This is a genomic window from Paractinoplanes ferrugineus (assembly GCF_016862195.1).
In the GTDB taxonomy this organism is placed as follows: domain Bacteria; phylum Actinomycetota; class Actinomycetes; order Mycobacteriales; family Micromonosporaceae; genus Actinoplanes; species Actinoplanes ferrugineus.
This window is the reverse complement of sequence record NZ_BOMM01000038.1, coordinates 199,413-219,833: the sequence shown is the minus strand read 5'-3', so window position 1 is coordinate 219,833 and position 20,421 is coordinate 199,413. Positions and strand designations below refer to the sequence as shown.

General features: G+C 70.0%; 21 protein-coding genes. 7 read left to right on the top strand and 14 right to left on the bottom strand.

Annotated elements, in window-relative coordinates; all coding sequences use genetic code 11:
* The first annotated feature begins 42 nt into the window (after positions 1-42).
* Entirely contained in the window at positions 43-2,271 is a 2,229-nt protein-coding gene (locus tag Afe05nite_RS21170) for an exo-beta-d-1,3/1,6-glucosidase (protein ID WP_203818878.1), read from the top strand.
* On the opposite strand, the gene Afe05nite_RS21165 is transcribed toward Afe05nite_RS21170, so the two are convergent.
* The gene (locus Afe05nite_RS21165) at positions 2,268-2,960 is read right to left on the bottom strand and encodes a GNAT family N-acetyltransferase (RefSeq protein WP_203818877.1); all 693 of its coding nucleotides are present in this window, start codon (positions 2,958-2,960) and stop codon (positions 2,268-2,270) included. The genes Afe05nite_RS21170 and Afe05nite_RS21165 overlap by 4 nt on opposite strands.
* Positions 2,961-2,966: 6 nt before the next feature.
* On the opposite strand from Afe05nite_RS21165, the gene Afe05nite_RS21160 reads away from it, so the two are divergent.
* On the top strand, positions 2,967-3,674 hold the full coding sequence (locus Afe05nite_RS21160) for a SanA/YdcF family protein (RefSeq protein WP_203818876.1): 708 nt from the start codon (positions 2,967-2,969) through the stop codon (positions 3,672-3,674).
* Positions 3,675-4,026: 352 nt separating this feature from the next.
* Here the strand turns inward: Afe05nite_RS21160 and Afe05nite_RS21155 are convergent, their stop codons facing one another.
* Together Afe05nite_RS21155 and Afe05nite_RS21150 are read right to left on the bottom strand one after the other, a co-directional pair.
* A complete protein-coding gene (locus Afe05nite_RS21155; protein ID WP_203818875.1) occupies positions 4,027-5,094 on the bottom strand; it encodes a DUF3616 domain-containing protein in 1,068 nt (355 codons plus the stop codon).
* 126 nt (positions 5,095-5,220) lie between these two features.
* Positions 5,221-6,582 carry a M20/M25/M40 family metallo-hydrolase gene (locus Afe05nite_RS21150; protein ID WP_203818874.1) on the bottom strand — a complete coding sequence of 454 codons (1,362 nt, stop codon included), beginning with the start codon at positions 6,580-6,582 and terminating at the stop codon, positions 5,221-5,223.
* Between the two features lie 481 nt (positions 6,583-7,063).
* Here Afe05nite_RS21150 and Afe05nite_RS21145 point away from each other — a divergent pair, with 481 nt between their 5' ends.
* A complete protein-coding gene (locus Afe05nite_RS21145) occupies positions 7,064-7,240 on the top strand; it encodes a hypothetical protein (RefSeq protein WP_203818873.1) in 177 nt (58 codons plus the stop codon).
* 69 nt (positions 7,241-7,309) lie between these two features.
* Here Afe05nite_RS21145 and Afe05nite_RS21140 read toward each other — a convergent pair whose 3' ends face one another.
* A complete protein-coding gene (locus Afe05nite_RS21140; protein WP_203818872.1) occupies positions 7,310-8,323 on the bottom strand; it encodes an LLM class flavin-dependent oxidoreductase in 1,014 nt (337 codons plus the stop codon).
* A 143-nt stretch (positions 8,324-8,466) separates the two neighbouring features.
* Here Afe05nite_RS21140 and Afe05nite_RS21135 point away from each other — a divergent pair, with 143 nt between their 5' ends.
* Positions 8,467-8,832 (top strand): MerR family transcriptional regulator, encoded by a 366-nt coding sequence (locus Afe05nite_RS21135; protein ID WP_203818871.1) that lies wholly within the window; start codon positions 8,467-8,469, stop codon positions 8,830-8,832.
* 94 nt (positions 8,833-8,926) lie between these two features.
* Here Afe05nite_RS21135 and pheT read toward each other — a convergent pair whose 3' ends face one another.
* The 10 genes from pheT to Afe05nite_RS21085 all read right to left on the bottom strand — a co-directional run bounded on the left by pheT (position 8,927) and on the right by Afe05nite_RS21085 (position 17,844).
* A complete protein-coding gene (gene pheT, locus Afe05nite_RS21130) occupies positions 8,927-11,407 on the bottom strand; it encodes a phenylalanine--tRNA ligase subunit beta (RefSeq protein WP_203818870.1) in 2,481 nt (826 codons plus the stop codon).
* 39 nt (positions 11,408-11,446) lie between these two features.
* Positions 11,447-12,508, bottom strand: a complete 1,062-nt coding sequence (locus Afe05nite_RS21125; protein WP_203818917.1) for a phenylalanine--tRNA ligase subunit alpha — start codon at positions 12,506-12,508, stop codon at positions 11,447-11,449.
* 150 nt (positions 12,509-12,658) lie between these two features.
* Positions 12,659-13,678, bottom strand: coding sequence for an alcohol dehydrogenase catalytic domain-containing protein (locus Afe05nite_RS21120; RefSeq protein ID WP_203818869.1), 1,020 nt, complete (start codon positions 13,676-13,678; stop codon positions 12,659-12,661).
* Entirely contained in the window at positions 13,678-14,454 is a 777-nt protein-coding gene (locus Afe05nite_RS21115; protein ID WP_203818868.1) for a TrmH family RNA methyltransferase, read from the bottom strand. Before Afe05nite_RS21115 ends, Afe05nite_RS21120 begins: the two co-directional genes overlap by 1 nt.
* A gap of 67 nt (positions 14,455-14,521) precedes the next feature.
* A complete protein-coding gene (gene rplT / locus Afe05nite_RS21110; RefSeq protein WP_203818867.1) occupies positions 14,522-14,914 on the bottom strand; it encodes a 50S ribosomal protein L20 in 393 nt (130 codons plus the stop codon).
* Positions 14,915-14,953: 39 nt separating this feature from the next.
* On the bottom strand, positions 14,954-15,148 hold the full coding sequence (gene rpmI, locus Afe05nite_RS21105; RefSeq protein ID WP_203735243.1) for a 50S ribosomal protein L35: 195 nt from the start codon (positions 15,146-15,148) through the stop codon (positions 14,954-14,956).
* A 55-nt stretch (positions 15,149-15,203) separates the two neighbouring features.
* A complete protein-coding gene (gene infC, locus Afe05nite_RS21100; RefSeq protein ID WP_203818916.1) occupies positions 15,204-15,839 on the bottom strand; it encodes a translation initiation factor IF-3 in 636 nt (211 codons plus the stop codon).
* 400 nt (positions 15,840-16,239) lie between these two features.
* Positions 16,240-16,689, bottom strand: coding sequence for a PH domain-containing protein (locus Afe05nite_RS21095; RefSeq protein ID WP_203818866.1), 450 nt, complete (start codon positions 16,687-16,689; stop codon positions 16,240-16,242).
* Positions 16,690-16,693: 4 nt separating this feature from the next.
* On the bottom strand, positions 16,694-17,536 hold the full coding sequence (gene hisG / locus Afe05nite_RS21090; protein ID WP_203818865.1) for an ATP phosphoribosyltransferase: 843 nt from the start codon (positions 17,534-17,536) through the stop codon (positions 16,694-16,696).
* A 44-nt stretch (positions 17,537-17,580) separates the two neighbouring features.
* The gene (locus Afe05nite_RS21085; protein WP_203818864.1) at positions 17,581-17,844 is read right to left on the bottom strand and encodes a phosphoribosyl-ATP diphosphatase; all 264 of its coding nucleotides are present in this window, start codon (positions 17,842-17,844) and stop codon (positions 17,581-17,583) included.
* A 77-nt stretch (positions 17,845-17,921) separates the two neighbouring features.
* Between Afe05nite_RS21085 and Afe05nite_RS21080 the strand changes: the two genes are divergently transcribed.
* From Afe05nite_RS21080 to Afe05nite_RS21070, 3 genes are read left to right on the top strand one after another with little or no spacing between them, the layout of a single operon-like run.
* Entirely contained in the window at positions 17,922-18,794 is an 873-nt protein-coding gene (locus Afe05nite_RS21080; protein WP_203818863.1) for an ABC transporter substrate-binding protein, read from the top strand.
* Complete coding sequence (locus Afe05nite_RS21075; RefSeq protein ID WP_203818862.1) at positions 18,791-19,639, top strand: amino acid ABC transporter permease; 849 nt, start codon at positions 18,791-18,793, stop codon at positions 19,637-19,639. The genes Afe05nite_RS21080 and Afe05nite_RS21075 overlap by 4 nt, the downstream gene beginning before the upstream one ends.
* Entirely contained in the window at positions 19,639-20,376 is a 738-nt protein-coding gene (locus tag Afe05nite_RS21070; protein ID WP_203818861.1) for an amino acid ABC transporter ATP-binding protein, read from the top strand. Before Afe05nite_RS21075 ends, Afe05nite_RS21070 begins: the two co-directional genes overlap by 1 nt.
* Positions 20,377-20,421: the final 45 nt, after the last annotated feature.

Genomic DNA, 20,421 nt, shown 5'->3' with positions numbered 1-20,421 from the left:
CCACTGACCGTGCCACCGCGGTCGTGACGACCGGAGGCACGAGTGCCCGCTGATGTCCCGTACCGGGATCCAGACCTGCCAGTCAACGAGCGGGTCGAGGATCTGCTCTCCCGGATGACCTTGCCGGAGAAGGTCGGGCAGATGCTCCAGCTGGATGCCCGCGGCGACGTGAAGGAGATCGTCAGCGAGAAGCTGGCCGGCTCGATCCTGCACACGTCGCCGGCGAAGATGCTGGAGGCGATCGACCTGGTCGCCAAGACCCGGCTGCAGATCCCGCTGCTCACCGCCGAGGACTGCATCCACGGCCACTCGTTCTGGCCGGGCGCCACGATCTTCCCGACGCAGCTCGCGATGGCGGCGACCTGGGACCCCGCCCTGATCGAGCGGGTGGCCCGGGTCACCGCCCTCGAGGTCGCCGCGACCGGCATCCACCAGACCTTCTCCCCCGTCCTGTGCATCACCCGTGACCTGCGCTGGGGCCGCACCGACGAGACGTTCGGCGAGGACCCGTTCCTGATCGGCGAGCTGGGTGCCGCGATGGTCCGCGGCTACCAGGGCGGCGGCCTGTCCGACCCGACCGGCATCCTGGCCACCGCCAAGCACTTCGCCGGTTACTCGGAGACGCAGGGTGGCCGGGACGCCAGCGAGGCCGACATCAGCCGGCGCAAGCTGCGCTCGTGGTTCCTCCCGCCGTTCGAGCGGGTGGCGCGCGAGGGCTGCGAGGTCTTCATGCTCGGCTACCAATCGATGGACGGCGTGCCGATCACCGCCAACAAGTGGCTGCTCAACGACGTGTTGAAGGGCGAGTGGGGCTTCGCCGGCACGCTCGTCACCGACTGGGACAACGTCGGCCGCATGGTCTGGGAGCAGCGGGTCTGCGCCGACTACGCGGAGGCCGCCGCGCTCGCCGTCAAGGCCGGCAACGACCTGGTCATGACGACGCCGGGGTTCTTCGAGGGCGCCCAGGAGGCCATCGACCGCGGCCTGCTCGCCGAGGAGGACATCGACGGGGCGGTCCGCCGCCTCCTGCGGCTGAAGTTCTCGATGGGGCTGTTCGAGAACCCCCGCGCACCCGACCCGGCCCGCCAACAGATGATCGGCAGCGAGGCGCACCAGGAGCTCAACCTCGAGACCGCCCGCCGGGCGCTGGTGCTGCTGCGCAACAGCGGGGCTCTTCCGCTCGATCCGGAGAGCGCTTTCAAGCGCATCGCGATCATCGGCCCCAACGCCGACGACGTGTCCGCCCAGCTCGGTGACTGGGCCGGCAACTCGGGTCAGGTCGACTGGATGCCCGACGGCCACCCGCGCGAGATGACCGAGACGGTGCTCGACGGTTTCCGGGCGGTCGCGCCGCAGCGCTGGGACATCACCCACTCGCGGGGCGCCGACATCGAGCGCCTGGTGGCCGACCCGGAGGGCGAAACCTTCCCCGACGGCCAGCCCCGGCCGCCGATCTCGCAGGGCGCCCCGGTCGACGAACATCTCATCGCCCTGGCCCGCGCCGAGGCGATCCGCGCCGACTACGCGATCGTGGTGGTCGGCGACACGGTCAACCTGACCGGTGAGCACAAGTCGACCGCGACGCTGGAGCTGCAGGGCGGTCAAATCGCGCTGCTGGACGCGATCGCGGCCACCAAGACCCCGATGATCGTCGTGCTGATGAACTCGAAGCCCTGCGTGCTGCCCCCGTCGGTGCTCGACGCGGCGGCGGTCATCCAGGCCTTCAACCCGGGCATGCGCGGCGGCCGGGCGATCGCCGAGCTGATCCTCGGCCTGATCGAGCCGACCGGCAGGATGCCGCTGTCGGTGCCGCGGCACGTCGGCCAGCAGCCGGTCTACTACAACCAGATCCGCGGCCAGCACGGCACCCGCTACGCCGACCTCACCCAGGACCCGCTGTTCGTCTTCGGCGAAGGCCTTTCCTACAGCCCGGTCACCTATTCGGACTTGTCCGTCTCGGTCGACGGCGACCTGGTCAAGGCGTCCGTCACGCTGCGCAACGAGGGCACCAGGCCGTCGTTCGAGACGATCCAGGTGTACGTCAGTGACCTCGTCACCAGCGTGACCTGGGCGGTGCGCGAGCTGAAGGCCTACAAGCAGGTCACCGTGCCGGTGGGCGAGTCGATCACGGTCGACCTCGAACTGCCGGCGTCGGCCTGCACGCTGGTCACCGCGGACGGCCGACGGGTGGTCGAGCCGGGCGACTTCGAGCTCCAGGTCGGCCCGTCCTCGCGCGACCGCGACCTGCTCAAAGCGGGCTTCCGGCTCTAGCCGAGCCGGGCCGCGGCCAGCGGCCGCAGATCAAAACCCAGCTTGCGGTACGCGCTGATCGCCGCCACGTTCTCGTAGTCGGCGAACAGCGCGACCCGGGTGCGTCCCGCCGCCAGCTCGTTGGTCACGTACGCGCAGATCGCCTGGGCCAGGCCCCGCCCGCGCACCGATGGATGGGTGACCACCCCGGCCAGGAACCCGACCGCCGGGGTGGTCCACGCGTCGGCCGCCGCGGCGAACAACGTGCCGTTGCTGTCCTGGATCCCCGCCCACCGGTGGACACCGCTGCCCCCGGGCCGGGCGTACGACTTCGGGAAATACGCGTCGATCAGCGCTGTCACGTCGGTCAGCTCGTCCTCGAACAGCCAGCGCCCCGCCTGCTTGCGGTCGACCTGCCCGGCCACGTCCATCCAGGCGAACCGGCCGGCCACCGTCAGCTCGGGCACGAGCGCGGCCACCTCGACGACCAGCTGCTCACTGCCCACCGGCCGATATGTCGGGCCGACGTCGGGCAGCACCTCGTCGCGCAGCAGCGTCGCCACCGCCGCCGCCTCGCCGTGGATCGCGAGCCGGTCCCGTCGGCACAGGTCGGCGCAGGCCACCGCCATCGCGCCGGAGCGGATCCAGAATCGCGCCCCCGGCTGCTCGGCAGCCCAAAGCATCAGGGGGTCATCGATGTCATGGAGCATCTGGACATGTTGACACGGAATGGCATCGTCAGCCGGGTGCCGCTCCCGTACCTGCTGTTCCGTTTCTGCCGCCGCCTCGTGACGCTCGGTGCTGCTGGCGGCACACTCGCCGTGCTCACCCTCGCCGCTTCCTCACTCTGGGTGCAGGACGGCGCCGCCGGCCGGGTGTACGACGAGGCCTCCGTGCCGCAGGCGCCGGTGGCCCTGGTGCTCGGCGCGCAGGTGTACGACGACGGCCGGCCCTCGCCGTTCCTGGCCGCCCGCCTGGACATCGCGTGGCGCCTGTACGAGGCCGGCAAGGTCCGGGCCATCCTGGTCTCCGGCGACCACAGCCGCTGGGCCTACGACGAGCCCGGCGCCATGCAGGTCTACCTGGTCGCCCGAGGCGTGCCGGCGTCCCAGGTGGTCCTCGACTACGCCGGCTTCGACACCTACGACTCGTGCTCCCGGGCCCGCCGCATCTTCGGCGTGGACCGAGCCATCGTGGTGACCCAGAGCTACCACGTGAAACGAGCCATCACCCTCTGTCGCAACCTGGGCATCAACGCGGTGGGCGTAGGCGACGACACAGTCCGCATCTATACCACCCCGTGGCGCAACTCGGTGATCCGCGAACGAGGCGCCGTGGTCAAGGCCGCCTTCGACGTGCTCTCCCACCGGGACCCGGTCTTCCTGGGCCCCCACGAGCCCGGCGTCGACACCGCAGTCAGCTGACTCCCCCTCCCACCACGCCGCGCCTTCCCGCCCTCCGCCCGCCCACCACGCCGCGCCTTCCCAGCGCCCGCCTCCCGGGCCGCGCCTTCCGGGCCGCGCCTTCCGGGCCGCGCCTTCCGGGCCGCGCCTTCCGGGCCGCGCCTTCCGGGCCGCGCCTACTCGGACGCGTCGCCTTCCCAGCGCCTAGCCTTCCGGGCCGCGCCCTCTCGGGCGCGGCCTTCGCAAAGCGCGGCCTTCGCAAGACGCGGCCTTCGCAAGACGCGGCCTTCGCAAGACGCGGCCTTCGCAAGACGCGGCCTTCGCAAAGCGCGGCGGCGTGGCGTGTGGCGAGCCGCCGCTGACCCGCCGTGCGTTAGCGGCCGGGGAGGAGCAGGACGTCGGCGATCACGCAGCCGTCGTCGGTCAGGCGGGCGCGGGCCGGGCTGTCGTAGACGACCAGCACGCGGTCGTCGCCAAGCATGCTGATGCCTTCGGCGTGGTCGTCGCCCTCGCCGAAGGTCAGGTCCAACTCTCGGCTGATCAGGTCGCCCCGGACGATCTGCGGGGTGTCCAGCCGCGCGGCGCCGTGCCAGCGGTAGATACGGACCGGGCCGTCCAGGTCCATCGTCGGGCCGGCGAGGATCAGCAGGTCGTCGCCGTCGGGGCAGAGGTCCCGCACGCCCAGACCCTCCAGGTCGAGCACATGCTTGCGGTACGGCTCGCCGTCGTGGAAGTCGCGCAAACGTAGCCGGTCGGGGTCGTGGTCCTCCACGTACGGCCGCAGCTCCAGCACGAACGCCCAACCACGCAGCACCGGCCCCCGCAGACCGAGGTAGACCCGGTCGCCCCGGACCGCGATGCCTTCGATGTCGAGGCCGTTGTCCTTGCCCGGAATCGGCAGGAAGGGCGCCAGGTGCTCGTCGTCGCGCAGCAGCGAACGGATGTTGTCCCGGCGACTCAACGCCGCCGCCCGGTGGCGCACGCCGTCGACCACCGTCTCGCGCACCGGTGTGGGGACGCCGTCGACGTCGACGATCGGGACGCGTACGAGAATCTGCCGGTTGCCCTGACCCTCGACCCGCGCCAGCCGTTTCAAAGCCTTGCCGCCCGCGTGCTGCTCTTTGATCTGTTTGCGGCGCAGGCTGTGGGAGCCGACCGCCCAGAGAAAGTTCTCGGTGCGGGCCAGCCCTTCGACGTCGGCTTCCTCGTCGGCGTCGTCGCCCGGCAGGTCCACGAAGTCGGCCAGCCGGAACGACGTCTCGTCGCCGAACTCGCCGGCCTTCTGCGGGTCGTCGGCCATCAACCGTTCCACGGTCGCCGTCTCGTCTCCCGCGATCCAGAGCACATGCCCGTCGAGCCGGACCGCGGAGAGGTTGGTGTGTGTCGCCGCCTCCCGCGACGTCTCCCCGAACCGAAGGCGAACCGTGTAATCGACAGTCATTCCGTCATCGTGTCACCGCCATGCACGGTCAAGGTCACGACTGCGCAAAACCCGACTGCACCTCGACCATCCAACGGTCTGCCCAGCACTTCTGCAGCCCGGTCGACGGGCCGCGACGTGGCGCCATCAACTGGACGGCTGAGGGGCCGCGACCGGGCTGCGGTTGCCGGCTCGGTCGACGGCTCGAACTCCGAAGAAGACGTTGTCCTTGGAGAGGTCGACCGTCGCGGTGGTGAGGTTGCCGACCGGCAGGCAGTGCGTCCAGTCGGCGGCGGTGGTCTCGCGCCACACCAGCTCATAACCGGACACGTCGGGCTCGGGGTTGGGCTGCCAGCGCAGGGTCGTCTCGTTCGTCAGCTGGGTCGTGTCGATCACCACGCCTTTCGGGGTGCCGGGCGCCTGCGCCAGTGACCACAGGGCGGCCGCGTTGGTGCGGGCCACCCGGGCGATGTAGGCGAAGTCGCAGAACTCGATCAGGTCGCCGTACTGCACGCCGTCCACCACCCGCACGTCCTGGTGTTCGTGGGCGAAGTTCTCGCGCGGCTCGGTGAACCGGGCCGCCGGGTAGCCGCGCAGCAGGAACGAGATGTGGTCGCTTCCGCGCAGGTAGCGGTCGCGCCGCCAGATCTGGCGCACCCGCATGCCGGTCAACGACTCCGGTGCGGCAGCCGCCACGAACCGGCCGAGTTGCCGGGACGGCCCGTCGTTCTCACCGCCCACACTCCGGCGGATGTCGGCCTCCGCCGCGGTCTCGGCCGTCGGCACGCCTTCGACGAACAACCGGACCGTACGCGAGTCGTCCGGCGTGCCGTCGTGCGCGTTGCCGGTGCCGACGATGTCGTTGCTGAACATCGCCTGCACATCGGCGCCCTGGTCCTTGAACGTCTGCGCCAGGTGATCGGAGCCGTACAGCCCCTGTTCCTCGGCCGCCACCGCGGCGAAGACGATCGTCGCGGCCGGCGCCCGGGTCGCCATCACCCGCACCAGCTCGAGCACCACCGCCACCCCCGAGGCGTCGTCGTCGGCGCCGGGGGCGTCGCTCGTCGCATCCAGCACGTCGGTGACCCGCGAGTCGTAGTGGCCGGTCACCACGTAGACCCGCTCCGGGGTGACGCTGCCGCGCAACGTGGCCACCACGTTGGTGATCCGGGTCGGCGCCGGTATCCGGTTGGACACCGGCTGGATGAACGAGTCGAGCGCCACCGTCATCCGCCCACCGGAGGCAGCGGCGGACTTCTGCATCTCGGCCTGGAGCCAGTCGCGGGCCGCCCCGATCCCGCGGACCGGATCGTCCTGAGCCGACAGGGTGTGCCGGGTCCCGAAGGCCACCAGCCGCCGGATGATCGCCTCGATCCGGCGAGGATCGATCTCCCGCAGCATGGCGCGCAACTCCGGATCGCCCCGGCCGGCCGCCTCCGCCGGTTCGGCAACACCGGCCGTGATGGCCACCGCGGAAACCGCCATGAACGTGCGCCGAGTCGGACTCATGACGCCCACTCTCGTCCTCCCGCCCCCGACATGTCCATGAGCATCTATCTCTGCCCGCTACCTCCACCCGGTTGTTCACGGGCTGCCAGGCGCCGATGACTATCGAGTTGACCACCCCGATCAAGGCGTATCGGACGCTGAGCCCCATCACCACCACCGTGATCTTGTTGTTCACGTCGGAGTGGGCCACCGCGTCGGCGCGCAGCCGATCGTCGGCGTCAGCGACCGTGCCGACCTTGCCCGGATCGATCCGGACGGCCCGGACCGCAGCGCTGCCACGACTGTGGACTCGGCTGATGGCGCGGAGCGTCACAGCGGCGTCTGCCCTGGTCATGGTCGTCGTCGTCATGGGTGAGACGCTATTGGAGGCGGCCGGGGATGTCCCTACGGCTGGTATCCCTTCTCGGGTAGGGCTACCTATACCTCGGCTGAGTAGGCCGACTCAGGCGCCGGCGTTCCGACCGTCCCTAGGGTTGCCGGCATGCCGAAAAAACGCGGGTGGCCATGGGTGGTCGGGGCGGTTGCGCTGGGTGCGACCGCGGTGCTTGCGGTGGTACGGGATCCGCTCCTGCTCCCGGGCGACCACGAAGTGACCGGGTACGCCGTGGACGACGCCATCAGTGGCGAAGTGGACAACGCACCGGCGCACTGGTGCTGATGGCCGGCCGGCTGCCCTCGTCGGGGTCCGTGACCTTCTCGACGGGCAGCCGGTGCAGGTGCCGGCGCTCTAGGCCGAGGGCTTCCAGCCCAGCGCCGGGCCCAGTTTCGTGGCGATGTCGGTGAGGATCTGCACGTAGTCGTCGTGCTCGAAGCTGAACGGCAGCGCGAACGCGACCTCGTCCACCTCGCGGAAGGCGGCGTGGGCGCGCAACTGCTCGGCGATCTGCGCCGAGGAGCCGACGTAATCGATCGAGAAGAGCATCCGCGCCGGTCCCTGGGGGGTGGCGGTACGGGGGGTGCGCTTCTCGACGTACGCCTGATAACGTCGCCGCTGTTCCTCCCCGGCGCTGTCGGTGGGGATGACCACAAGCCCTTGGGAGACTCGGGCCCGGTCGCCGTCCGGGTGGTGTGCGCGAAACGTCTGGATGTGTGACAGCTGGATCTCGGCGAAGTCCTCGGCCTCTTCGGCCTTGACCACGCTGCTCGTCAGGAAATTCATCCGGTTCTCGCCGGCCCACTGAGCGGACCTCAGGCTGGCACCGCCGTACCACATCCGGTTACCGAGGCCGGGCGAGTGCGGCTCGACCCGGTTGGAGAACACTTCGAATCCCTCGGTGCCCGCGAAGTCGGTAGCGGGCTCACCACGGACGAACGAGAGCAGTTGCTCGACGCGGCCGTAGCTGAAGTCCTCGGCTTCGGACGTGTGCGGGTAGAGCGCGGACCGCACCTTGTCGTAGTTCATGGGTGGCCCGACGCTGACGCCCGGGTTGAGCCGGCCGCCCGCGAGCACGTCGACGGTGGCCAGGTCCTCGGCCAGGCGCAGCGGGTTCTCCCAGCCGAGCGGGATGACCGCGGTGCCCAGCTCGATGCGGGAAGTGCGCTGCGAGGCGGCGGCGAGCACCGCGACCGGAGAGGAGATGCCGTATTGCAGATGGCGGTGCCGCACCCAGGCGGTGTCGAAACCGAGATCTTCACCAAGCTTGATGATCTCGAGCGTGGATTCGTGCCCGGCCCGGGGGTCGGCCGGATCGAAGAGGCCGATGGTGAGGAAGCCGAGCTTGCGCAGTGGTTCGTCCCGCATGAGATCCAGAGTGTCACGGATCTTGCTCAGCGGACACGGCGTTGAGGTAGCCGTGTGTTGATCACGGGCGTGCGCTGAGGCCGGCCAGCGGCGTCGGCACCGCCGCCCCCTGAGGGGAGGCCGGTCGACGTAACCTGACCGGCATGCCCACCTACACCCCCGGACAGGTCGTCGAGAAGACCGGCTTCAGCCTCGACACGCTGCGCTATTACGAGAAGATCGGCCTTCTCGACGACGTGCCGCGCACCTCGGGCGGGCGGCGGCAATACCGGGACGACGACGTGGGCTGGCTGGAGATGCTGCGTTGCCTGCGGGACACCGGGATGCCGATCGCGCGGATGCTCGAGTTCGCCGAGTTGAGTCGCGACGACGAGTCGATCCCGGACCGGATCTCGCTGCTGGAGGAGCACGACCAGGACGTCGAGGAGCGGATCGACACGCTGCTGCGCCAGCGCGAGCACATCCGCGGAAAAATCGCCTACTACCGGTCCGTGACGGCCCAGCCATGAAGCCGACCCAGCCATGAAGCCGGCCCGCGGTCAAGAAACCGCGGGCCGACGACGAGGCGGGCCCGCAATCAAGCGGGCCGCCGGCGAACAGTGGTCAGGCGCCGCGCAGGGTGGCTCCGAACTGCGAGGCAACCGCCGCGACGGCCGCGTCTCGGGCGGCCAGCGCCTCTTCGGAGGTCAGGGTGCGGTCGGGCGCGCGGAAGGTCAGCTTGTAGGCCAGTGACCGCTTGCCCTCGCCCAGCTGGTCCGACTCGTAGACGTCGAACAGCGCCACCGATTCGAGCAGTTCCCCCGCGCCGCCGGCCAGGGCTGACGACACCTCGGCGGCGGGCACGGACCGGTCGAGCACGAGTGCGACGTCGATGAGGGCGGGCGGGAACGACGCGATCCGGATTCCCTGCACGACCGGGGCGGCGGGGATCGCCGACAGGTCGAGCTCCATGGCGCAGGTGCGCTTGGGCAGGTCGAGCGCGGACACGACGGCCGGGTGCAGTTCGCCCGCATAGCCGACGACCGTGCCGTCCACCGAGACGGCGGCGCAGCGACCGGGGTGCCACGGCGTCTCCGCCGCGGCCGCGACCGAGACGCGCGAGTCGGCGATGCCCGCGGCCGACAGGGCGATCCGGGCGGCCGAGACGGCGTCGGCCCAGATCGCCGCGCGACCGGGACCCCACCAGCCGGAGGGCGCGATCTCACCGGTCAGCACGGCGGCGAGATGCCACGGCTGGGCCGGCACGAACTCGTTGGCCTGCTTCCACTCGGCCGGGGTCGGGCGCCGGTCGACGCCCATCACCGGCGGCACCGCCGTCGTGCCGGACGGCAGGAACACCGTGCCGATCTCGAACAGGGCCAGGTCACGCAGGCCACGGCTGAGGTTGCGCTGCACCGTCACGCCGAGCAGGGGCGCCAGCAACGACGTACGCAACAACGGCTCTTCTTCGGAGAGCGGGTTCGTCAGCCGGACCGCGCTGCGCCTCGGGTCGTCCACGGCATAGCCGAGAGCGTCGGCCAGCGCCGGGGCGACGAACGGGTACGACAGCACCTCGACGTAACCGTTCTCGGCCATCGCCCGCCCGACCGTGCGGCGGCGACGCTGAGCCGCCGTGATACCGGTGCCGCCGCGGGCCGGCGGCAGCAGGCTCGGGATGTTGTTGTAGCCGGCCAGCCGCGCGACCTCTTCCACCAGGTCGATCGGGGCGACCAGGTCGGGCCGCCAGGTCGGCGGGGTGACCTCGAGCGGGTTGTTGCCGGTGACCGTGCAGCCGACTCGTTCGAGGAGTTCCCCGACCTGGTCGGCGGGGTAGGGGACACCGACCCGCTGCGCCGGCAGGGCCGGGTCGAGCAGGATCGGCCGGGGCGCGGCCCGATGGTCGAGGTCGAGGACCTCAGCCGCGACGGTCCCGCCGGCGTGCGCGGTGAGGATCTGCACCGCCCGTTCCAGTGCCACCAGCGTCAGGCTCGGGTCGACTCCGCGCTCCCAGCGCTTGGCCGCCTCGCTGAACAGTTTGTGCCGACGCGCGGTGCGACCCACCATCACCGGGTCCCAGTGGGCGGCTTCGAGCAGCACGTCGACGGTGTCCGGCTGCCATTCGCTGGTCTCGCCGCCCATCACCGCGGCGAGCGAGATCGGCCCGGTGTCGTCGCAGATCACCATGTCCTCGGCGTCGAGCACGCGGGCCACACCGTCGAGTGTGGTCAGTTTCTCGCCGGGCCGGCTGCGGCGCACGACCAGCGGACCGGAGATCCGGTTGAGGTCGAACACGTGCATCGGCTGGCCGAGCTCGAGCATCAGGTAGTTGGTGATGTCGACGGGCAGCGAGATGGTGCGGATGCCGGCGGCGACGAGGCGGCGCTGCATCCACTCCGGTGACGGCGCGTTCGGGTCGATGCCGCGCACCACGCGCGCCGAGAACCGGTCACATCCGACCGTGTCCTCGACGACCACCGGATGCGGCACGTCCGTGGTCCCGTCGGCCGCCGAGATCAACGCCGGATCGGTGTACGCGGCCTCGAAGGCGTACGACAACTCGCGTGCCAGGCCGCGCAGGCTCATCTGGTAACCGCGGTCCGGGGTGATCTCCACGTCGACCACGACGTCGTCGAGCCCGACCAGGGGCCGGGCGTCCGCACCGGGAACACCGGAGCCGGCCGGCAGCACGATGATGCCGGAGTGGTCGCCGGAGAGCCCGAGCTCGGCCGACGAGCAGATCATGCCGTTCGAGTTCCGGCCGTACGTCTTCCGCGCACCGATCTTGAAGCCGCCGGGCAGCTCACCGCCGGGCAGGATGACGACGACCAGATCGCCCTCGGCGAAGTTGCGCGCACCGCAGACGATCTCCTGCGGCGCGTCCTTGCCGACGTCCACCGTGCAGAACCGGATCGGCTTCTTGAAGCCGGTCAGCTCCTCGATCGTCAGCACCCGGCCGACGACCAGGTCACCCTGGACGGTGGCGGCCTGGTCGACGATCGACTCGACCTCCATGCCGAGGTTTGTCAGCGCCTCGTCCAGCTCCGCGGCCGTCGACGAGGCGGGAAGCGAAACGTAGTCCCGTAGCCAGGACAGCGAAGTACGCATTGGTCTCAGACCACCATTCCCATGAGTCGTTTCGCTCCGCTACACCGACATGCCGAAGTTCACGGTGAACCGCGCATCGCCCTCGACGAGGTCGCGCATGTCCCCGACGCCGTTGCGGAACATCAGGGTGCGGTCGACGCCCATGCCGAACGCGAAGCCCGAGTAGCGATCCGGGTCGATGCCACAGGCCACCAGGACCTTCGGGTTGACCATTCCGCAGCCGCCCCATTCGACCCAGCGCGGGCCGTCCCGGTGGTGCTGGAACCACACGTCGAACTCGGCGGACGGCTCGGTGAACGGGAAGTAGTGCGGCCGCCAGCGGGTGCGCGCGTCCGGACCGAACATCGCCTTGGCGAAGTGGTCGAGGGTGCCGCGCAGGTGGGCCATGGTGATGCCCTCGTCGACCACCAGGCCTTCGATCTGGTGGAAGACCGGGCTGTGGGTGGCGTCCAACTCGTCGGAGCGGTAGGTGCGACCGGGGCAGACCACATAGATCGGTGGCTGCCGGGTGAGCATGGTGCGCACCTGGCCGGGCGAGGTGTGCGTGCGCATCACGAGGCCGGGCAGGTCCACATAGAACGTGTCCATCGTGCCGCGCACCGGGTTGTCCGGCCCGATGTTGAGCGCGTCGAAGTTGGCCCACTCGAGCTCCAGCTCGGGACCCTCGACCACGTCGTAGCCCATGCCGGCGAACAGGTCGCCCATGTGCTCCATCAGCGTGGTGATCGGGTGCCGGGCGCCCCGCGGACGCCGGTCCCACGGCAGTGTGACGTCGACCCGCTCCTCGATGAGCACGTGCGAGGCCCGCTCGACCTCGAGTTCGGCGAGGCGCTCGTCGAACGCGGCCTGCACCGCTTGGCGGGCGAGGTTGACCCGCTTGCCGGCGTCGGACTTGGCGGCCGGCGGCAGCGAGCCGATCTCCCGGCGGGCGAGCGACACGGGCGAGCGGTCACCGAGGTGAGCCGGCTTGAGCGCGCCGAGCGCGTCCAGGTCGGCGGCGGCGGCGAAGGCCGCCTTCGCGTCGGCGACCGCGGCCTCGAGGGCCGACGGGTCGAGCAGGGCGGCCTGCTTGGGATCGTACGGATCGTTGCGGTAGGACATGATCTCCCTCAACACCGGAAAATGCCATCGGGCAGTGTACGGAGGAGCGGCTGAGCCGCAGCCCGCCGGTCAGGAGAGAACGCGCGAAGTCAGATCCGGCGCCCGCGACCAGCGGGCCGGCTAAACAGCGTCATCGGACCTGGCACGCCGTCAGCATACCGCGACGACAATTCCCCCAGCGCGCGCCACAGGCGAGTCCATGGCCATCAGGGCGTCGCCGGCCTCGGCCAGCGGGATGGTCGAGCCGACCAGCCGGCGCGGGTTGAGCTTGCCGGCGACGACGAGGTCGAGCATCGCCGGGTAATCGGCGGCGGCCATCCCGTGCGAGCCGAGGATCTCCAGTTCATGGGCGACGACCAGGTCCCACGGGAGGGGTGCGCGGGCGTCGGCGCCGAGCATCAGGCCGACCTGCACGTGCCGGCCGCCGCGGCGCAGGCTGCGCACCGAGGCCATCGCGGTCTCGGCCGAGCCGTAGGCGTCGATCGCCACGTCGGCCTCGCCGAGCACCTCGGTCTTCGCGATCGCGCCGAGGTCGGCGGCGGCCGCGCGGGCGGCCGGTGACGGATCGACGGCGAGCACCCGAGCTCCGAGGGCCACCGCGATCATGACGGCGGACAGACCCACTCCCCCGCAGCCGTAGATCACCACGGTGGTACCCGGCCGCAACGACGGACCGGCCGACGAGGGCCGGTCGAGTCCGCGCAGCGCCCGGAACGCGGTCGCGAAACGGCAGCCGAGGGCGGCCGCACCGACGAAGTCGATCTCGTCGGGCAGTCGGACGAGGTTCGTCGCGGCGGCGCGCACCACGACCCGCTCGGCGAACGATCCCGGGTGGGTGAAGCCGGGCTGGGTCTGGTCGGGGCAGACCTGGGCGTTGCCGGACCGGCAGTAGTCGCACCGCCCGCACCCGTTGACGAACGGCGCGGTGACCCGGTCACCCACCGCGAAGCCGGTGACCTCACCGCCGAGTGCGGAGATCACCCCGGCGAACTCATGGCCGGGCACGTGCGGCAACGGCACCGGGTCGTGACCGCGCCAGGCGTGCCAGTCGGAGCGGCACACCCCGGTCGCGCGGACCTCGACGATCGCGCCGTCCGGCGGCAGCGTGGGCTCCGGGATCTGCCGCATGGCGACCGGCCCGCCGACGGTGTCGTAGACCTGGGCGCGCATCAGCGGTGCGCCCGGGCCGAGGCGTAGAGGCAGACGGCGGCCGCGGCGGCCAGGTTCAGGCTCTCCGCACCACCGTAGATCGGCACCCGCACCTGGCGGTCGGCGCCGTCGAGCAGGTCGCGCGGCAAGCCGTGGGCCTCCGAGCCGAAGATCCACGCGGTCGGCCCGGCAAGCACCCCCTCGTCGAGCAGCGTATCGAGGTCGTCCGCGCCGTTTCCGCTGGTAGCGAGGGTCTGGAGGCCGTAGTCGCGCAGTTCGTCCAGGACGTCGAGACCGGTTCGCACCACATCCACATGAAACAACGAGCCGGCCGAGGCCCGTACACATTTGCCGTTATAGGGGTCGACCGCGTCGCCCGCGAAGATCACCACGCCCGCCCCGGCCGCGTCGGCGGTCCGCAGGATCGTCCCGGCGTTGCCCGGGTCGCGGATCTCCGCGGCCACCGCCACCAACCGTGGTCCCTTGGCCAGGGCCGCGCTCAGGGTGACGTCCACCTGTTCGCAGACCGCGACGAGCCCCTGCGGCTGCACGGTCTCGGTGAGGGCGGCGAGGGCCTCCTCGTCGACCGGTGAGACCACCGGCGCCTCCAGCGCGAGATCACCGTGCCGGTTCAGCGCGGCCTCGGTGCCGAACAACTCCAGCACCACCCCCGCGGCCAGCGCTTCACGCACCGCCTGCGGCCCCTCGGCCAGAAACCGCCCACTCTGATCACGGTCGCGGCGGCGCTGCAGACGCCGGGCCGCGACAACGCGAGGAGTACGGGTCGTGAAAGTCATGCGGGCTCCCCGGAACAGCAGAACGCCCCCCGATCGATCGGAGGGCGTCCCGGCGGTGAAACGGTGATCAGGCAGCCTGCGCGGCAGCGCCGCCGGTGCCCTCGGCCGCGACGGCAGCCCGCGCGATCTCGACGATGGCCGCGAAGGCTGCACCGTCGTTGACTGCCAGGTCGGCCAGGATCTTGCGGTCCACCTCGACCTCGGCCAGCTTGAGGCCCTGGATGAGGCGGTTGTAGGTCATGCCGTTCGCGCGCGCACCGGCGTTGATGCGCGTGATCCACAGCTGGCGGAAGTCGCCCTTGCGGTCACGGCGGTCACGGTACGCGTACTGCATCGAGTGCAGCACCTGCTCCTTGGCCTTGCGGTACAGCCGGGAGCGCTGCCCGCGGTAGCCGCTCGCCGCATCGAGCAGAGTGCGACGCTTCTTCTGGGCGTTTACAGAACGCTTGACGCGTGCCATTTCGGTACTCCTAACAGGGGAACTTGTGTGGCGCGCGCGTCAGCGGCCCAGCAGCTTCTTGACTCGCTTGGTGTCGGCCTTGGCCACGGTCACCGTGCCGGTCATCCGACGGGTGACCTTGGAGGACTTGCCCTCCAGCAGGTGGCGCTTGCCGGCCTGCTCCGTGACGAGCTTGCCCTTGCCGGTGACCTTCACCCGCTTGCCGGTACCGGTGTGGGGCTTGAACTTCGGCACTTAAAGCCTCTTTCTGATCTTTCCGCACGGCTCGACGCCGTGCGGAAAAGCTGAATTACTCTGCGGTGACTTCGGTGGCTTCGGTGGCTTCGGCCGCCGGCGCCTCGGCACCATCGCCTTCACGCGCCTCCCGCGGCGGACGCGCGTTGGCCGCGACCGTCGCAGCAGCGGCTGCCTTGGTGGCCCGGTGCGGGGCCAACACCATGATCATGTTTCGGCCGTCCTGCTTCGGACTGGCCTCGACGAAGCCAAGCTCCGAGATCTCCTCGCTGAGCCGGCGCAGGAGCCGGAAACCCAGCTCCGGGCGACTCTGCTCGCGACCGCGGAACATAATCGTCACCTTGACCTTGTCGCCCGCCTTGAGGAACCGCACTACGTGACCCTTCTTGGTCTCGTAGTCGTGCGGGTCGATCTTCGGTCGGAGCTTCATTTCCTTGATGACGGTCTGCTGCTGGTTGCGCCGCGCTTCGCGTGCCTTCAGTGCGCTCTCGTACTTGAACTTGCCGAAGTCCATGAGCTTGCACACCGGCGGCCGCGCCATCGGAGCAACCTCGACCAGGTCCAGGTCTACGTCCGCAGCCAGCTGCAGGGCGCGCTCGAGCGGGACGATGCCCACCTGCTCACCCTCGGGGCCGACCAAACGGACCTCACGAGCCCGGATCTGTTCGTTAACGCGTGGTTCGACGCTGATGGGGCCTCCTCAGAACGGTTTACTTTTCCACGCCCCCGCGGTCCCACCCACGGAAACGTTGCCAATGTCGGTCGGCCCCGGCCCACCCTCGAGATCAGGGCACCGAGAAAGCAGAAGGCCCCGGCACGCATGCCAGGGCCCGCTCGACCGGTCATCGGCGCCCATGAGGACGCACCCCGCACCTCGATTGTTCCCATCGGGAACACCGAAGCCGGGTGACCGGACCCGACACCGTGAAGGCGGCGGGTGGGAACCAGCGGGCTCCTCTTTCGCGCCCTCGGCAGCTCCGCAGATGAGTTGAACTCAACAGCCGGGCTTAACTCGACAGCCGGGCTAACTCAACAACTGGGCTTAACTCAACAACTGAGCACTAAAGGCGTGGTCGACTGCGGCAAGTCTATCAGGCACTCACGGCGGCCGAATGCAGGGCCCGAAGTGCCCGCACTCCCTCGACCGCGTAGCCCTTGTCGGCGGCCTGCAACGCATGGACCGACACCTGCTCGTCGTCGTGCAGCTCCAGCTGCGCCCACGGCGAGTTGCGGTCGAAGCGCACCGCCCGCACCACGCTCCAGGGCAGGTCGTAGCCGCCGACCACGTTGCGGATGCGGATGTGCTCGGCGTCGGCGGTCACCCGCGGGCGGCAGAACGCCAGGATGCCGAGCGCGATCAGCACGCCCAGGCCGATCATGGCGGTCTGGTCGCCGCGCTCGAACTGGCCCGAGTTCTCGAAGCCGGCCGATCCGTGCAGGCCGAAACTGATCGCGGTGAAGAGCACCACGACGCCGGCGGCCAGCGCGCCGGCGACCCAGCGGATCTTCTGCGGCCGATACGTCACCGTTTCCACGACCATGACTTTACAACCGGCAGTTCGCGATGTCGGTGACAAGGATGGCGCGGGCGCCCAGTTCGTACAGCTCGTCCATGGTGCGGTGCACGTCGCTGCGTTTGACCATGGCCTCCACCGCCACCCAGCCCTCCCGGCGCAGCGGCGAGACGGTCGGCGACTCGATGCCGGGAGTCAGCGCCGTGGCGTTCTCGAGCAGATCGGCGGGCACGTCGTAGGCGAGCATCACGTAGCTGCGCGCCACCAGCACCCCCTGCAGCCGGCGGAGCAGCTGGGCGGCACCGGCCGGCGTGTGGCCCGGCCGGCCGATCAGGATCGCCGACGAGCGCAGCAGCGGGTCGCCGAGCGTGACCAGGCCGGCCTGGCGCAGGGTCGCGCCGGTCTCGACCACGTCGGCGATCAGGTCGGCGACGCCGAGCCGGACCGCGTTCTCCACGGCCCCGTCGAGCCGGACGACCTCGGCCTTCAGGTCGTGCTCGACCAGATAGCGCGAGACCACCCCGGGGTAGGCGGTGGCGATGCGCCGGCCACCGATCTCGGCGGCCGTGGTGATCGTTCCGGGCGGGGCCGCCCAGCGGAACGTGGCCCCGCCGAACCCCAGGTCGAGCGTCTCCTCGGCGGCGACCCCGGAGTCGACGAGCAGGTCGCGGCCGGTGATGCCGAGGTCGAGGTCGCCGGTGCCGACATAGGTGGCGATGTCGCGGGGGCGCAGGTAGAAGAACTCGACACTGTTGGGCTCGTCACGGCACATCAGGTCTTTGGGATCGGTGCGCTGGCGGTAGCCGGCGTCCTTGAGCATCTGCGAGGCGGGCTGGGACAGGGTGCCTTTGTTCGGGATCGCGATGCGCAGCATCGACGTGCTCCTTCTTTCGAGTGAGGAAAGGTCGAGAGGGCACGTCACAGATGTCGATAGACGTCCTCGAGCTCGAGGCCGGTCGCGATCATCAGAACCTGAGCTTGATAGAGCAGCTGGGAGATCTCCTCGGCGGCCCGCTCGGGGCCCTCGTGCTCGGCGGCCATCCAGGACTCGGCCGCCTCCTCGACGACCTTCTTCCCGATGAAGTGGACCCCTCGCTCCAGGGCCACGACCGTGGACGAGCCCTCGGGGCGCGTCTCCGCCTTCTCCCGGAGCTCGGCGAACAACTCTTCGAACGTCTTCACGGGCGCCATTGTGACAACTCATCACGGGATCGATACGAACGCCCCCAGCAGGTGAGACGTGCCCTAGGCTCGCCGTCATGGTCACCCGAAACACCCTCCTCACCACCGGTGGCGCCGTCCTCGCTCTCGCCGCCCTCGCGGCCTGCGCGCCAGCCGACGAGACGACCTCCGCCACGCCGTCTGCCAGCGCTTCTACGAACACGTGCGCGCCTGCGACGATGTCGACGAAGACCGCCGGCAAGCTCACGATCGGCACCGACAACCCGGTCTACGCGCCGTGGTTCAGCGACAACAAGCCGGCCAACGGCAAGGGCTTCGAGTCGGCTGTGGCGTACGCGGTCGCCCAGCGTCTGGGATTTACGGCGGACAACGTGACCTGGATCTCTGTGACGTTCAACAACGCCATCGCGCCCGGCCCGAAATCGTACGACTTCGATATCAACGAGTTCTCGATCACCGACGAGCGCAAGAAGGCCGTCGATTTCTCCGCGCCGTACTACCTCGTGAAGCAGACCGTGATCACCACCAAGGGCTCGAAGATCGCGACCGCCAAGTCGCTGGCCGATCTCAAGACCGCCAAGCTCGGCGCCCAGGTCGGCACGACGAGCTACCAGGCGATCACCGAGGTGATCAAGCCGACGGCCCAGCCATCGGTCTTCAACAACAACGACGACGCCAAGGCCGCGCTGGTCAACGGCACCGTCGACGGCATCGTGGTGGACCTGCCGACGGCGTTCTACATGACCGGCGCCGAGCTCGACAACGGCCTGATCGTCGGCCAGCTCCCCCAGGTGGGCGTGCCCGAGCAGTTCGGTCTCGTGCTCGACAAGGGTTCCAGCCTGACCTCGTGCGTCAGCCAGGCGGTCGACCAGCTGCGCAACGACGGCACCCTGGCGGTGCTGGAGAAGCAGTGGCTGGCCCAGAGCGGTGGAGCTCCCGAGCTCCAGTGACCACCGACGCCTACCGCCCGAGTGACGTTCAGCTCGGCCGGACCGCCTTCCGCAAACGGCAGGCGGTCCGGTCGGTGCTGGTCGCCGCCCTGTCCACAGCGGTCCTCGGCACCCTGCTGGGCGTGGCGGTCACCAGCGCGCCCGGCTGGGACCGGGTCAAGCAGTCGTTCTTCGACTTCCACAACGCCAAGGAGTTCTTCCCGCAGATCCTCGAGGGACTGTGGCTGAACCTCCGCATGCTGGTGTTCTGCGCGATCGCGGCGCTCGCCCTGGGCCTGCTGATCGCGGTGCTGCGCACGCTGCGCGGCCCGGTGTTCTTCCCGGTCCGGGCGATCGCGACGCTCTACACGTACTCCTTCCGGGGTCTTCCGCTGATCATCGTGATCTACCTGTTCGCGTTCGGCGTACCGGGGCTGCGGTTGCAGGGGACCCCGAGCGTCACGGTGCTCGGCGGCGCGGCCATCGTGATCACCTACGGCGCCTACCTCGCCGAGGTGTTCCGGGCCGGCATCGAGTCGGTGCACCCGAGCCAGATCGCGGCGGCCCGCTCGCTCGGCCTGACCTACCGCCAGTCGATGCGCCACGTGGTGCTGCCGCAGGCGGTCCGGCGGGTGGCTCCGCCGCTGCTCAACGACACGGTGGCGCTCCAGAAGGACGTCGGCCTGATCTCCCTGGCGGGTCCGATCGACGCGATCCGGGCGGCCCAGATCGGCGTGGCACAGAACGCGAACTTCACCCCGTACGTCATCGCGGGTGTGCTCTTCGTGCTCTTGGCCCTGCCGCTGATCGGCGTGACCGACTGGGTGACGCTGCGCGCCGCCCGCCGCCAGAACGCGGGGACCTGATGCTGCTGACCTGCACGGATGTCCGCAAGACGTTCGGCGCCTCGGTGGTGCTCGACGGGCTCGACCTGTCGGTCGACGAGCACGAGGTGGTGGCGCTGATCGGGGCCTCCGGCTCCGGCAAATCGACGTTGTTGCGCTGTGTGAACCTGCTTACCGGGATCGACGACGGCACGATCACGCTCGACGGCGAGGACATCACCGACCCCAAGATCAACCCTGATGACGTACGTCAGAAGATCGGTCTCGTCTTCCAGAGCTACAACCTGTTCCCGCACATGACCGTGCTCGACAACATCACCCTCGCGCCGACCCGGGTGCACGGCCGCCCGGTCGACGAGGCGAAGTCGCAGGCCCTGGAGTGGCTGGCGCGGGTCGGGCTGGCCGACAAGGCGAGCAGCTATCCCGACCGGCTCAGCGGCGGCCAGCAGCAGCGTGCCGCGATCGTGCGGGCCCTGGTCAACAGCCCACGCCTGCTGCTGCTCGACGAGGTCACCTCGGCGCTCGACCCGGAGCTGGTCGGCGAGGTGCTCACCATGATCCGTGACCTCAAGGGCGACACCACGATGGTGCTGGCCACCCATGAGATGGGGTTCGCCCGTCAGGTGGCCGACCGGGTCGCGTTCCTCGACAAGGGCCGGGTGCTCGAACAGGGCCCGCCCGAGCAGGTGCTGGGCGACCCGGTCGAACCCCGCACCCGGCAGTTCCTGGCCCGGATCATCGAGGCCGGCCGGCTGTAATCCTTGCCGGGTCAGATCACGGACGGTCACCTCCACGGGCGCCCG